14 protein-coding genes are annotated in these 13,779 nt (G+C 70.4%); 4 read left to right on the plus strand and 10 right to left on the minus strand.

Features of this window, described 5'->3' with window-relative positions:
* Nucleotides 1–162: 162 nt before the first annotated feature.
* From MFF21_RS16310 to MFF21_RS16335, 6 genes are all read right to left on the minus strand, one after another.
* Entirely contained in the window at nucleotides 163–909 is a 747-nt protein-coding gene (locus MFF21_RS16310; RefSeq protein WP_238312351.1) for a sulfite exporter TauE/SafE family protein, read from the minus strand.
* A 134-nt stretch (nucleotides 910–1,043) separates the two neighbouring features.
* Nucleotides 1,044–2,966, minus strand: a complete 1,923-nt coding sequence (ftsH, locus tag MFF21_RS16315) for an ATP-dependent zinc metalloprotease FtsH (RefSeq protein ID WP_238312352.1) — start codon at nucleotides 2,964–2,966, stop codon at nucleotides 1,044–1,046.
* A 125-nt stretch (nucleotides 2,967–3,091) separates the two neighbouring features.
* A complete protein-coding gene (gene tilS, locus MFF21_RS16320; protein WP_238312353.1) occupies nucleotides 3,092–4,150 on the minus strand; it encodes a tRNA lysidine(34) synthetase TilS in 1,059 nt (352 codons plus the stop codon).
* Entirely contained in the window at nucleotides 4,147–5,139 is a 993-nt protein-coding gene (gene ybgF / locus MFF21_RS16325) for a tol-pal system protein YbgF (protein WP_238312354.1), read from the minus strand. The genes tilS and ybgF overlap by 4 nt, the downstream gene beginning before the upstream one ends.
* A gap of 124 nt (nucleotides 5,140–5,263) precedes the next feature.
* Nucleotides 5,264–5,770, minus strand: coding sequence for a peptidoglycan-associated lipoprotein Pal (gene pal / locus MFF21_RS16330; RefSeq protein WP_238312355.1), 507 nt, complete (start codon nucleotides 5,768–5,770; stop codon nucleotides 5,264–5,266).
* A gap of 275 nt (nucleotides 5,771–6,045) precedes the next feature.
* Nucleotides 6,046–6,378, minus strand: a complete 333-nt coding sequence (locus MFF21_RS16335) for an Hpt domain-containing protein (protein ID WP_238312356.1) — start codon at nucleotides 6,376–6,378, stop codon at nucleotides 6,046–6,048.
* Nucleotides 6,379–6,485: 107 nt separating this feature from the next.
* On the opposite strand from MFF21_RS16335, the gene MFF21_RS16340 reads away from it, so the two are divergent.
* Nucleotides 6,486–6,884, plus strand: coding sequence for a response regulator (locus MFF21_RS16340; RefSeq protein ID WP_238312357.1), 399 nt, complete (start codon nucleotides 6,486–6,488; stop codon nucleotides 6,882–6,884).
* Nucleotides 6,885–7,000: 116 nt separating this feature from the next.
* Here MFF21_RS16340 and MFF21_RS16345 read toward each other — a convergent pair whose 3' ends face one another.
* Nucleotides 7,001–7,225, minus strand: a complete 225-nt coding sequence (locus MFF21_RS16345; protein WP_238312358.1) for a hypothetical protein — start codon at nucleotides 7,223–7,225, stop codon at nucleotides 7,001–7,003.
* Nucleotides 7,226–7,634: 409 nt separating this feature from the next.
* On the opposite strand from MFF21_RS16345, the gene MFF21_RS16350 reads away from it, so the two are divergent.
* Both MFF21_RS16350 and MFF21_RS16355 read left to right on the plus strand, forming a co-directional pair.
* Nucleotides 7,635–8,690: a GSCFA domain-containing protein gene (locus MFF21_RS16350; RefSeq protein ID WP_373325041.1), complete on the plus strand. Its 1,056-nt coding sequence runs from the start codon at nucleotides 7,635–7,637 to the stop codon at nucleotides 8,688–8,690.
* A gap of 68 nt (nucleotides 8,691–8,758) precedes the next feature.
* Nucleotides 8,759–9,055, plus strand: a complete 297-nt coding sequence (locus MFF21_RS16355) for a hypothetical protein (protein WP_238312360.1) — start codon at nucleotides 8,759–8,761, stop codon at nucleotides 9,053–9,055.
* A gap of 71 nt (nucleotides 9,056–9,126) precedes the next feature.
* On the opposite strand, the gene MFF21_RS16360 is transcribed toward MFF21_RS16355, so the two are convergent.
* A complete protein-coding gene (locus MFF21_RS16360) occupies nucleotides 9,127–9,600 on the minus strand; it encodes an Hsp20 family protein (RefSeq protein ID WP_238312361.1) in 474 nt (157 codons plus the stop codon).
* A gap of 191 nt (nucleotides 9,601–9,791) precedes the next feature.
* Between MFF21_RS16360 and MFF21_RS16365 the strand changes: the two genes are divergently transcribed.
* The gene (locus MFF21_RS16365) at nucleotides 9,792–10,772 is read left to right on the plus strand and encodes an alpha/beta fold hydrolase (protein ID WP_238312362.1); all 981 of its coding nucleotides are present in this window, start codon (nucleotides 9,792–9,794) and stop codon (nucleotides 10,770–10,772) included.
* 4 nt (nucleotides 10,773–10,776) lie between these two features.
* On the opposite strand, the gene hisN is transcribed toward MFF21_RS16365, so the two are convergent.
* Together hisN and MFF21_RS16375 are read right to left on the minus strand one after the other, a co-directional pair.
* A complete protein-coding gene (gene hisN / locus MFF21_RS16370) occupies nucleotides 10,777–11,574 on the minus strand; it encodes a histidinol-phosphatase (RefSeq protein ID WP_238312363.1) in 798 nt (265 codons plus the stop codon).
* 98 nt (nucleotides 11,575–11,672) lie between these two features.
* Nucleotides 11,673–13,688, minus strand: a complete 2,016-nt coding sequence (locus MFF21_RS16375) for an AI-2E family transporter (RefSeq protein WP_238312364.1) — start codon at nucleotides 13,686–13,688, stop codon at nucleotides 11,673–11,675.
* Nucleotides 13,689–13,779: the final 91 nt, after the last annotated feature.

The following is a 13,779-nucleotide window of genomic DNA, read 5'->3' on the forward strand; positions in this document are numbered from 1 at the left end:
TCCGAGCTCTCGCGCCAGTCCGAGCGCCTCTCGGCCGAGGTCGCCCACTTCCTGGACACCGTGCGCGCCGCCTGAGCGCGGAAGAAACCCCTCCCGCTCTGCGCTTTCCGGCGCGTCCGGCGGAGCGCTGAACTGCGCGGGACGGGCCCGCGCTTTCAAGCGCTACAGCACCTTCGGCAGGGCCGATGCGAGCAGGGCGATGCCGGAAGCGGTCAGGAGGCCCAGGACGAGCTTGCGGAAGGTGGTCTCGCCGAGGCCGACATAGGCGCGGGTTCCGAGGAAAGTCGGGACCAGCATGGCGGGCAGCACCACCGCGAAGGCCGGCAGCATGGTCGGGGTGACGAGGCCCGTACCCAGATAGGTGAGCATCGTCACGAGGAGCATCGCGAGATTGAAGTTCTGGATGACCGCGCGCTGAACCTCCCGCTCGTAGCCGCGCAGGGTGCACCAGAGCGTCGGCAGCGTACCGGTGAAGCCGCCGAGGCCGCTGAGCAGGCCTCCGCCGAGCCCGACCAGCGAATCCGCCAGCCGGCCGCCGACGGTCAGTCGCGGACCATCCTTCGCGACGAGCATGGCCGGGCACCAGACGACGAGCAGGGTGCCGAGCATGACCTTGAACAGGTCGATGTCGAGCCAGGGCAGCAAGGTGACGCCCAGGGGAATCCCGGCCAGTCCGCCGAGCACGAAGGGGGCGAGGCGGCGTAGGTCGTACCCACGCCGCACGGTGAGCGCGGCGACGATCTGTCCGGTCAGGGCGCCCGACACGGCAAGCGGTGCCGCGAGCTTCGGGTCGATCACCCAGGCCCAGACCGACATGGCGACGAGGCCGAAGGCGAAACCCGAGAGGCCCTGGACGAAGCCGGCGAGCCCTGCCCCGAAGGCGAGGATCATATAGGCCGAGAGGGACATGGGCCCTGTTTCCGCTCGCGTGCCGTCCCGCTCAGATTCAGCCTCTCAGGCCGACTCGATGAGGTGAAACTCGGGGATCGGGCACGAAAAAGGGGCGCCCTGCGGCGCCCCTCTGGTTCGACCTCGACGGCGTCTCAGCCCTGAGGCTGCGGCTCCAGGCTGCCGTCGCTCTCCCGGGGCCGGCCGCGACCGGCGGAGGGGACGGGCGAGCCGCGGGCCGGGGTCGGCGGAACGTCGCCGGAATCGCGCACCGGAGGCTCGCCCTGGAGCAGCTTGCGGATCTCGTCGCCGGTCAGGGTCTCGTATTCGAGCAGACCCTGGGCCAGGGCCTCGAGATCCTCCTGATGCTCCCGCAGGATGCGGCGGGCATCCTCTAGGCCGGTCTCGACGAGGCGACGGACCTCGGCGTCGATCTTCTGGGCCGTCGACTCGGACACCGTCTGCTGGCGGCCCATCGACATGCCGAGGAAGACCTCGTCGTTGTTGTCGCCGTAGGCCACGGTGCCGAGCTCGGGCGAGAAGCCCCAGCGGGTGACCATCATCTTGGCCAGACGAGTCGCCTGCTCGATGTCCGACTGGGCACCGGAGGTGACCTTGTCGGGGCCGAAGGTCATCTCCTCGGCCACGCGGCCGCCCATCATGATGGCGAGGCGCGAGGTCATCTGCTCGAAGGACATCGAGAGCTTGTCGCGCTCGGGCAGCTGCATGACCATGCCGAGGGCGCGGCCGCGGGGGATGATCGTCGCCTTGTGGACCGGATCGGTCGCCGGCACGTTGAGGGCGACGATGGCGTGGCCGCCCTCGTGATAGGCGGTGAGCCGCTTCTCGTCCTCGGTCATGACCAGGGTGCGCCGCTCGGCGCCCATCATGACCTTGTCCTTGGCATCCTCGAATTCGTGCATCGTGACGATGCGCTTGCCGCGCCGCGCCGCGAGCAGGGCGGATTCGTTGACGAGGTTCATCAGGTCGGCGCCGGAGAAGCCGGGGGTGCCGCGGGCGATGGTCTTGAGGTCGACGTCCGGGGCGAGCGGGACCTTGCGGACATGGACGCGCAGGATGCGCTCGCGGCCGGTCACGTCCGGGTTCGGCACCATGATCTGGCGGTCGAAGCGGCCGGGACGCAGCAGCGCCGGGTCGAGCACGTCGGGGCGGTTGGTCGCCGCGATGATGATGACGCCCTCGTTGGCCTCGAAGCCGTCCATCTCCACGAGGAGCTGGTTGAGGGTCTGCTCGCGCTCGTCGTTGCCGCCGCCGAGGCCGGCGCCGCGATGACGGCCGACCGCGTCGATCTCGTCGATGAAGATGATGCAGGGCGCGTTCTTCTTGGCCTGCTCGAACATGTCGCGCACGCGGCTGGCGCCGACGCCGACGAACATCTCGACGAAGTCCGATCCGGAGATCGTGAAGAAGGGCACGTTGGCCTCGCCGGCGACCGCGCGGGCGATCAGCGTCTTACCCGTGCCGGGGGGGCCGACCAGCAGCACGCCGCGGGGGATGCGGCCGCCCAGGCGCTGGAACTTCTGCGGATCGCGCAGGAACTCGACGATCTCCTGAAGGTCCTCCTTGGCCTCCTCGACGCCGGCGACGTCGTCGAAGGAGACGCGCCCATGCGCCTCGTTCAGGAGCTTGGCCTTCGACTTGCCGAAGCCCATGGCCCGGCCGGCGCCCGATTGCATCTGGCGCGAGAGGAAGATCCAGGCGCCGATGAAGACGAGGATCGGCAGCCAGCTCACGAGAAGCTGGATGAACCAGGGCGTGTTGTCGGAGGGCGGGCGCGCGGTGATCTGCACGCCCTTGCTCTGGAGCTTGGAGACCAGGCTCGGATCGTTCGGGATGTAGGACGTGAAATTGCCGCCGCCGACATAGGTGCCGCTGACGTCCTGCCCGGAGATCACGACAGACTGGATCTTGCCGGAATCCGCGTCGTTGAGGAGCTGGCTATAGGCGATCTCGCTTCCGCCGCCGCGGTGACCCGGATTCTGGAACAGGGTCACCAGGGCGAGAACCAGAAGGAAGATGACGACCCAGAGGGCAAAATTCCGGAAGTTCGGGTTCATCGATCGGTCCTGGGAGGCGTGCGAGCATCATCCCGCGGCTGCGGGTCGGCTCCACGCGCTCGTCGCCAATGTAGGCGTCGCCCAACCCCTTGCCAAGTAAATCGGGCGTTGCTGGGGCAATCTGGTCAACGCTCTTGGTTGCTGCGATGTGCCAGCGCACGTGCCCGGCGCGGCGGCGCCTGCGCGAGGCGGATCCGTCCGTTCGGGCCGAGGCTGACCAGGACGCCCCGCAGGGTCCGGCGCAGGGCCCGTCCGTCTTCGAGGGCCGGAAGCAGCTCCGCGAGGACGAGCTGCTCCAGGCGCTCCAGGCGGCGCGGCACCGGATCCGGCTCCCCCGACGCCACGGCTTCGAGCGCCCGGTCGAACAGGCGGAGCAGGATCGCGGCGGGCTGGCCGCGCAGGACAGCCCCGTCGAGTTCGAGGCGGCCTTCGAGGGGATGGCCGGCGGGCTGCCGCTCCGCCCGGGCGAGCAGGGCCGCGGCGGCCGTGCCCAGGGCGGCCTCGTCGCGGGCGAGGCGCTCGGCGAGGCGCGCGAGGCGACTCGCGCTCAGGCCCTCGGCTGCGAGGGCCGGCATCAGGGCCCGGAGGCGGGCGCGGCCGAAGCGGGGATCGCTGTTGGAGGGATCGCGCAGGAAGGGCAGCGCCCAGGCCTCGCAATAGGCCACGAGATCGGCCTTCGCGATCCCGAGGAAGGGCCGGCCCAGGCCGATCCCCTCTCCCGCGGCCCGCAGCGGGGCCATGCCGGCGAGCCCAGCCGGGCCGCTTCCGGCGAGGAGGCGCATCAGCACCGTCTCGGCCTGGTCGTCGCGGGTATGGGCCGTGAGGACGAGATCCGCCCCGATCGCGGCGGCCTGGGCGAAGAGCAGACGGTAGCGCGCGGCACGGGCCGCCGCCTGGAGGCCGCCGCCCTCCGGGGGATCCTCCCAGACCAGCACCCGGTGCGGCAGGCCGAGGCTCGCGGCGAGGCGCCCGACCGCCGCGGCCTCGGCCGCCGCTTCGGGCCGCAGGCGGTGATCGACGGTGGCGACGTGGAGCTCGGCCGTGCCGCGATGGCGGGCGGCGGCCTGGAGGAGCGCGGTCGAATCCGGGCCGCCGGAGACGGCGAGCAGGATCGTCCGGGTGGTCAGGAAGGGCGCGAGGGCGCGGGCGAGCCGGGCGTCGAGATCCGGCGCCGCGCCGTTCACGTCGTGCAGCGCGCGCGCTTCTGCTCGCGCTCGACGCCCTGGCGCACGCCGGCGCCGGCGCTCGGGAACTTGCGCTCGACCTCGGCCAGGGTGGCGCAGGCCTGGGCCTTGGCGCCGAGCGCGGCCAGCGAGGCGCCGAGCTTCATCATCGCCTCCGGCGCGACTGGCGAATTGGCGTAGTCGGTCGAGACCTTCAGGAATTGCTCGGCCGCCTCGCGGTTGCGGTTGCGCTGCAGGTAGCTCTCGCCGAGCCAGTAGGTCGCCCTGGCGACGAGCTTGTCGCGGGGATGCGACTGGATGAACTGGCGCAGGCTCATCTCCGCCTGCTCGTATTGACGCTCGCGCACCAGGGTCGAGGCCGCCTCGAAATCGGCTTCCGCGTCGCCGCTGCCTGTGGCGGCGATGCTGGCCTTGGGCGGCGGCGGGCTGATCGCGCCGGTGGTCGGCACCCGCGCCGGGGGCGGCGACAGATCGACCGGGCCGCCGAGGCCGGGCGGGGGCAGATCGCCCTCTTCGTGCTCCGCATCGGGATCGGGCAGGGCGCCCTGCGGCAGGGGCTCGGCCCGGGCCACGGGCGTGGTCTCCAGCGGGGCGGAGGGCGTGGTGGTGCCGAGCTGGCGCGGGGCGCCGGGGGCACCGGGGTTCTGGCCGGGGTCGAAGGCGTCGCCGCGCTTGCCGGGCCGGCCCTCGCCGGGATTGGTGCCGTAGGGAGCGCCCCCCGAAGGCGAGGCCGCCGGGGCCGGCCCCTTGCGCGCACTGCCGCCGCCTTTGCTCTCCTGGAAGCGGAACTCGACATCCTCCTGGAACTTGCGCAGCTGTTCCTTGAGGGAGCGGTTCTCGTATTGCAGCTGCTCGATCTGGCCCGAGAGCTGGCGGGAGACGTTCTCCAGCCGGTTCAGGCGCACGATCAGATCAGCGGCATCCTGGGCCGAGGCGGGGCTCAGGCTCGCCCATCCGAGGCAGGTGGTCAGCAGCAGGCGGCGCAGCATGGGCATTGGCACCGTGGATCGTCCGGGAAGGCGGGGCGTCGACCCGCCGCCCCTGCCCTAGCAAATGCCCGCACCGCAGCAAACCCGGTGCGGGCGGGTCGTTTCGGCCTCGGTCGCCGAGGCTTCAGGAGCCGGCGCCGCCGTCGAGGACGCTCACCGCGCGGCGGTTCTGCGACCAGCAGGAGATGTCGTTGCAGACCGCGACCGGGCGCTCCTTGCCGTAGGAGACGGTGCGGATCCGGCTCGCGGCGATGCCGCGGGAGGCGAGGTAGTCGTTGACCGCCTGCGCGCGCCGGGCGCCGAGGGAGAAGTTGTACTCGCGCGTGCCGCGCTCGTCGGCATGGCCCTCGATCAGGAAGGTGTAGCGCGGGTAGCGCTGCAGCCAGGAGGCCTGCTTGTCGAGGGTGGCGGTGGCGGTGGGCGTCAGGTCGGAGGAATCCGACTCGAAGAAGACGCGGTCGCCGACATTCACCACGAAGTCCTGCGGGCTGCCCGGACGGGCGGCACCGCCGTTGGCCCCGAAGGCGGAGGCGTCGGCGAGGTCCTTGTCGTTGGAGCAGGCGGCGACGCTGAGCGCGGCGCAGAGCGCGGCCGCCAGGGCCATCGCACGGGCATGCGCGGGTCTCGACATGGGCTTCAATCTCCTGGAGGCGGCGGGCGCCGGAGAGGGCCGCCCCGTCACGTGTCTTCGTCCGCGGATTTCTAGTCTTGCACGGTTAAGCGAAGGTTCCGTCAACCTTGACGGTGCGGTGCCATCGCCCACCGGCGCGCTTCGCGAAGTGTTCCCGCACACCACGGTGCCGCCGGTCGCTCCTGTTCGCCCGGCAATTGGGGCGAGGCCGCGGCGGGAGCGGTTCGGGCCGGACGAAGGCGCGGCATCGTTGCGCTGCGGCAACAGCGCGGATCTCAGGCCGCGCGCAGATCCGCGATGGCCCAGGTCGCCGCCTCCGCAGCCGCGACGGCGGCCTCGAGCGGCGCGGACAGGTCGCCGCCGCGCAGGCAGGCGCGTTCGAGATCGGCGCAGGCCTGCGAGAGCGGCAGGAAGCCGAGGGAGCCGCTGACCGAGACCAGGGCATGGGCATCGGAGGAGAGCTGCGTCGTGTCCCGCGCGGCCGGCCGCAGGCGCCCGGCGATCTCGTGATCGAGCCGGGCGAGCAGGTCCATCAGCTTCGTGCGGCCGAACAGCTCTTCCAGCTCCGCCACGACCTCCCCGTCGAACACCGCGCCCTCGCGACGCATCGCCTGCTCCCGATTCCCGAAAGTCGGACTCAGGCGCGCGGGGCATTGAGAAAAGCTTAACCAATCCAGGTTGTGATCGATAAAATCACTTGCCTGCGGATCGTCGCATGTCCCCGCTTGCCAGCGTCCTCGTGGTCGAAGACAATTATCTCCTGCTGGAGATGCTGACGATGCTGTGCGAGCGGGAGGGCATCGCCGTGCTCTCGGCCTCCAGCGGCGAGGCGGCCCTGACCATGCTGCGCAAGCGCGGGGCCGAGATCGACTGGCTGTTCACCGACATCAACCTGCCGGGCCTGATCGACGGCTGGATGGTGGCCGATGCCTATCGGGCGATCCATCCCGACCGTCCGGTGATCTACGCCTCCACCGCCGCCCGGATGGACCGGCGGCCGGTGCCCGGCAGCATCTATGTCCGCAAGCCTTTCCAGATCCGCGAGATCGTCGAGCTCGCCCGGATGATGGCCGGGGAGGCCCAACCGCCAGTGCGTCTCAGCGCGGCGGGCTGAGGGCGAGACCCAGCCCGATCCTTGCCAAGCGATTCCACCCAGCGATTCCATGCGACCACCTCGCATCCTGCAATCGGGGGCATGGCCTGATCGGGGCCCGGTGCGGGCCGGCTCTTCTACCGGCCCGAGGCCATGATGGGGTTCGGCGTCAGGGGCGAGCGCTCCATGACCAGCAGGGTCGGCCGCGTCCCCGTGGCTTCCATCGCCTTGAAGACCGCCTGCAGCTCCTCGGACGCCGCGGCGCGCTGGGCATCCTCGACCGTGTCGAATTCCGTGAAGCTGATCGTGTTGGGGCTGCCGGCCAGGGAACGGTAGCCCATGAAGGAGATGGCTCCCGGCATGGACAGGACCCGATCCAGCAAGCCCTGAACCTGCTGCACATAGGCCTCGTCCAGAGTATCCGGTTCGAATCGGTCGTAGAGCAGGACGCCGTAGGCAATGCCACCCTCCCGTAATAGATTCACTGATTTTGATTTGGCGCGTGAAACCTAATTTGAATAGATTTGATGCACAAGCTTGGCGATTGATTTTTGAAAATTGCTTCGGTCCGTGCGGCGTCGATACGAAGTCATTTGAAACTGTTCGTCGGTATTGTTTTCACTTTCGCGCCTCTGGGCGGCGTGCCCGGTAGCCCGGCCCATCGTGCCGGTTTGCAAGAGCCGCTGGAGGGCAGGTCGCCCTCCCCTCGCCACCGGCCATGCGCTAAGCCTTCCCGGCGGCCGCCGGGGCCGCTCTGGCACAGGCGTGACCGTGACAAATCCCTATTCCGGCCTACCGGATGCGCGCTTCTGGCGCCGGGCCGTGGCCGGGCCGGCGCCCTTCGCTCTCAACCCTGCCGGGATCGGACCCTTCCCGATCACCCGGGAGGACCGCATCGCCACCGGCGGCAGTTGCTTCGCGCAGAACGTCGCTCGCGCCCTGCGGGACACAGGCTTCCACTACCACGTCACCGAGACGGCCCCGGAAGGCCTGACCGAGGCGGAGGCGGCGCGGCGCCAGTTCGGTACCTATTCGGCCCGCTACGGCAACCTCTATCACACCCGCCAACTCGTTCAGCTCTTCGACCGCGCCTATGGTGCCTTCGCGCCGGAAGAGGCCGCCTGGGCAAGGCCGGATGGCCGCTTCGTCGATCCCTTCCGCCCCACGATCGAGCCCGAAGGCTTCGCGGATGCGGGGGCGGTGGCGGAGGCCGCGCGGGCGCATCTCGCGGCCGTGCGGACCCTCTTCGAGACCCTCGATGTGTTCGTCTTCACCCTCGGGCTGACGGAGGGTTGGCGGGCGCGGAGGGACGGCGCCGCCTATCCCCTCGCCCCCGGCGTGGCGGGCGGTGCCTTCGACCCGGAGCGGTATGCCTTCGTGAACGCCACCGTCTCGGAGACGGTGTCCGATCTCGACGGCTTCCTCGAACGGCTGCGCGGGGTGAACGCCCGGGCCCGGGTGATCCTGACCGTCTCGCCGGTACCGCTGATCGCGACCTACGAGGACCGACATGTGCTGCTCTCCAGCACCTATTCCAAGGCGGTGCTCCGGGCCGCGGCCGGCGAGGTCGCGCAGAAGCACGCCAACGTCGCCTATTTCCCGGCCTACGAGATCGTCACCGGCGGCCCGAATGCCGGGCGCTACTTCGAGGAAGACCTGCGCTCCGTGACGCCGGCCGGCATCGCCCATGTGATGCGGGTGTTCCTCGCCGCCTATGTCGAGGCGGCTGCCGCCCCGGCACCGGTCGCGCCCGCGGCGCCGGCGGAATTCGCGAGCGTGGCCGGGGTGATCTGTGACGAGGAGGAAATCGAACGGAGCGTCGGCTGATCGGCCGCACGGATCCGCGGTCCCGTCACGAGGGTTGGCACTCCGATCCTGCCTTCCGGAGCCGAGCCGTGCCGCGTGCCCGCCTTCTCGCCGTCGCCCTCTGCTGCGCAAGCTCTCCGGCACTCGCGCGGATCTCGACCCTGGATCTGACCTGCGCTCAGGCCCGCGGGCTGCTGATGCGGGAGGGCGCGGCGGTGCTCGGGACCGGCGGTCAGACCTACGACCGCTTCGTGCGTGACGCGAGCTTCTGTCAGCCGACGGAGGTGGGCCGACGCGCCTTCGTGCCGGCACGCGACACGCGGGCCTGCTTCATCGGTTACACCTGCTACGAGCCGAGCGCGAACGACCGCTTCGGGGATTACTGATACCGAAGCCGGTAGATGCAAAAACGCCCCGGCCTGGCGGGCCGGGGCGCTCTCCTGAAAAGATCGGGCGATTAGGCCGCCTGCTGGACCGAACCCTCGATCGCCGGCTGGCTCGAGGCTCGGCCGGAGGCGATCTGGATCTGGCGCGGCTTCTTGGCCTCCGGGATCTCGCGGACGAGATCGACGTGGAGAAGCCCATTCTCGAGCGTGGCGCCGGTGACCTGGACATGGTCCGCAAGCTGGAACCGGCGCTCGAAGGCGCGCGCGGCGATGCCCTGATGCAGGACTTCCACCGACTTGTTCTCCACGGGCTTGCGCTCGCCCTTGATCGTCAGCGCATTCTCCTTGACCTCGATGGAGAGGTCGGACTCGGTGAAGCCGGCAACCGCGACGGTGACGCGGTAGGTGGTCTCGCCGGTGCGCTCAATGTTGTAGGGCGGGTAGGTCGGTGCCTGCTCCGCGCTCACGAAGCCGTCGAGGGCGGCGAACAGCCGATCGAAGCCGACGGTGGAGCGATAGAGGGGAGCGAGGTCGAACTGACGCATGACATATCCTCCGTAAGAAGCAACATGTATCGAAGCTGGTCCGCCCTCGGGCCGGACCGTCGCGCCGCCGTATCGGCCGGCGCGTTGCTGATATCGGTCCGGGGAAAGACCTCCGCAAGAGCTTGGTGGCGTCTTCGGACGAAGTTTTTTCGCTTCCCCAATCCCTGCCTTCCCGTCTGGATCCGCCGCCGATGCTGACCTTGAGATCGACGCCCGACAATCCCGTACCGCCGGGCGGCACGCTGGTGCCGGTGCGGACGGCGGATGGCGTGTCGTTGCGGGCCGCGACCTGGCGGCCGACCACCCGCACCATCAGGGGAACCGTCTGCCTGCTGCAGGGCCGAGCCGAGTTCATCGAGAAATACTACGAGACGATCGCCGATCTGCGCCGCCGCGGTTTCTGCGTGGTGGCCTTCGACTGGCGCGGCCAGGGGGAATCGGGCCGGCAGGTGCGCGACCCCCACAAGGGGCATGTCCGCCGCTTCTCCGATTTCCGGCGCGACCTGACGGCGATCGAGGAGGCGGTTCTGGTGCCGCTCATGCCCGAGCCGTATTTCTGCCTGGCCCATTCCATGGGGGGCGCCGTGGCCCTGACCGGCGCCCTGGAGGGCTGGCTCCCGTTCAAGCGGCTCGTCACCGTGGCGCCGATGCTGTCGATCCGGATGGTGCGCTGGCCGACGGTCGCCGCCGTGCTCTCCCGCGGGCTGCATCGCCTCGGCTTCGGCCGCTGCTACATCCCGCTCGGCGGCCCCACCTCGATCGCGACGAAACCCTTTGCCGGCAACCGCCTCTCGAGCGATCCGAAGCGCTATGCCCGCAACGCCGCGGCGGCGGCGAGCGTCGGCGCGGGCGCGGTGGGCGACCCGACCATCGCCTGGCTGGCCTCGGCCTTCCGGGCCATGCGGGTGCTGCGCGATCCCCGGGTGCCGCCGCGTATCACCCTGCCGGTGCTGGTGGTGGCGGCCGGCGCCGACCCGGTCTGCGGCACGCCGGTGACGGAGCGCTTCGCGAGCCGTCTCAAGGCCGGACATCTGATCGTGCTGCCGGGCGCCCGCCACGAGATCCTGACGGAATGCGACGCGATCCGCACCGATTTCTGGGCCGCCTTCGACGCCTTCATCCCCGGCAGCGAGGCCGCGGTGGAACGGCGGATGGAGCGGGTGGAGGCCTAAGGCCTCACGCCCTGCCGTTGAGCCGCGCCAGGGCCGCCTCGTGCAGGCGGCGGTTGCCGGCGGCGACGATGCGGCCGCCTCCCGTCGCCGGGCTGCCGTCCCAGGCGGTGACGACGCCGCCGGCGCCTTCCACGATCGGGATCAGGGCGACGATGTCGTAGGGCTTCAGCCCGGCCTCGACCACGAGGTCGATCTGGCCGGCGGCGAGCATGCAATAGGCGTAGCAATCGGCGCCGTAGCGCGACAGCCGCACTGCGTCCTCGACCGCGCGGAAGCCCTCCCGCTCCTCGCCCTCCGCGAAGAGCCGGGGATCGGTCGTCGCCAGGATCGCGTCCGCGAGGCGCTCGGTGATCCGGGCCTGCAAACGGCGCTCCCCCTTGGGCGTGCGCACGCTGGCGGTCCGGCCGTCGCCGGTGAAGCGCTCCTGGAGATAGGGCTGGTGCATCATGCCACGCACGGCGGCGCCGTGATGGGTGAGCCCGATCAGGGTGCCCCAGGTCGGCAGCCCCGCGATGAAGGCACGGGTGCCGTCGATCGGGTCGAGCACCCAGACGCATTCCGCATCGGTGTTCTGGGCGCCGAACTCCTCGCCGAGGATGCCGTGGGTCGGGAAATGCGCGCGGATCATGTTGCGCATCACCGTCTCGGCGGCGCGGTCGGCCTCCGTGACCGGATCGAACGCGCCGGCCGAGCCCCGCGCCTTGTCGTCCATGCCGAAATGGCCGCGGAAGAAGGGCAGGATCGCTGCCCCGGACTGGGTCGCGAGATCCTCAACGAACCGGGCGAGATCGACGACGCTCATCGGATGGTCCCTGTCGCTTGACGGCGGCAGGAACGAAGGCTCCGCGGAAGCGCTCCCGTCAACCCGGCGGGGGTGACATTCGGCCCGCCGCGACCGGATCAGGCCGGCTCGGGAAGCGCTTGGCGCGGCGGTGTCGCCTCGACCGAGAGCGGGCCGGCTTCCGTGTCCGGTCCGACCGCCGAGCGGGTCGCCGCCAGCACGACCTCGATCGTGTCGCGCAGGGAGACCGTGTGCTCGTCCGCGCCGATCTCCCGGCGCCGGACCGAGTCGGACAGGATCGGATCGTCGAGCCGCCACAGGCCGACCGCGACCGGCACGCCGGGGACCCTCTGCTTCAGCCGGGCGACGAGGCGGCGGATATGGGTCGGCTCGCCGCTGATCGCGAGCGAGACCACGCAGATCATCTTCACCGGGCCCGGCTCCCAATGGGCGATGTTGGCCCGCGCCACCTCGGCGAAGGGCACGATGCGGGTGCCGAAGCCGTGCTTGCGGAGGAGCTGCGCGACGATCGCCGTGCCCGGCTCGTCGAGGAAGCCGCGGCCGGCGACGCAGACCACCGCCCCGTCCCGGCGCCATTCCTCCGGCAGCGCCTCCGGATCGTTCTCGACCACCGGCTCGCCGTCACAGGAGGTTTCGCCGACGCTGCCGATGACGAGCCGGCGCGCGACGCCGGCGGGGGTGTTGGGCGCCCCGTCCGGCCGGTCCTCCAGATCCTCGATCAGGGCGGTGATGGAGGCGCGGATGTCGGCTTTCTGGTCGGGGGTCAGCACGCCGCGGGCGGCGTCCCGTGCGGCGAGTTCGAGCCCCTTCAGCACGACCTCGTCGTAATAGGCCGAGAGCGAGCATTCCCGCAGGATCAGCTCGGCATGTTCCTGCGCCTCCTCCGGGTCGTCGGCGAGCATGCGCTGGTAGAAGTTCTCCACCGGGGTCAGGGCCGGCCGGTCGCTGAACAGCACGTCGAGGAATTCGAGCCGGTCGACATGGCGGCCGAGCACGACGAGGCAGACGGTGAGCGGCGTCGAGAGCAGGAGGCCGACCGGTCCCCAGAGCCAGGTCCAGAACAGGGCCGAGATCAGCACCGCGAAGGGCGAGAGCCCGGTCGAGTGCCCGTAGACCAGGGGCTCGATGATCTGCCCGACCACGGGCTCGATCACCGCGAACAGGATGAGCGTGGCGATGACCATGCTCCAGCCGGGATCGACGGCGGCGGCGAGCGCGAGCGGCAGGATCGCGGAGAGGAAGGCGCCGATATACGGCACGAAACGCATGACCGCGGAGAAGATGCCCCAGAGCACCGGGTTCGGCACACCGATGAACCAGAGCCCGACGCAGATCACCACGCCGAAGGCCGTGTTGAGGGCGAGCTGGCCGAGGAAGTAGCGGGACAGGCGCCGGGCCGCGTCGTCCATGGCCACGGTGGTGCGGTGCAGGTCGCTCGACCCGGCCAGCCGGATCAGCCGGTCGCGCAGGTCTTCCCGCTGCATCAGGATGAAGAGCAGCACCACGATCACGATGCCCGAGGTCGCCACCGGCTGCACCACCGGCGCGAGCACGGTGTTGGCGAGCTCGAAGGCGCTCGGCGGCCGGTCCTTCATCTCGACGAGGACGGGCTTGGGCGGCGGATTCGCGGCATCGCTGGGCTTCGGGGCGGGCTTCTGCTCCTTGTTCTCCTCGGGGCCCTGGTGGATCGCCCGGTTGATGTTGGCGATGTAGTCCATGGCGTGGCCGAGACTGCCCTGGCGCAGATTCTCGATCTTCCGCTCGATCGTGTGCTGGTAGCGCGGCACGTCCCGCACGAGATCGGCCACCTGCACCCCGATCACGGTGGTGAGGGCGGCGATGATGCCGGTGGCCAGGATCACCGAGGCGATCACCGAGAGCAGCCGGCCGAGCTTCGCCTTGCGCAGCAGGTTCACCAGCGGCCCGAGCACGAAGGACAGGAGCACCGCGATGGCGATGGGGATCAGGACTTCCCGGCCGAGATAGAGCCCGGCGACGATCAGGGCTCCCACGATCAGCGAGGAGGCGAGCGGCCCCTTCGGCGTCTCGGCGGCCGGAATGCGGGTGGCACGGGGCGGAACGACGAGACCTTCTGCGCGGGGATTGGGCTTCATGGGGGCGGCTACTCTCGACACGTCGTCCGGAACGGCTCCGCTTGGGCGCCGTTCGGTCGGGAAACCCCCAACCGCGCCAAAACGATCCCAG

Source organism: Methylobacterium organophilum (assembly GCF_022179465.1).
Classification (GTDB): Bacteria; Pseudomonadota; Alphaproteobacteria; order Rhizobiales; family Beijerinckiaceae; genus Methylobacterium; species Methylobacterium organophilum.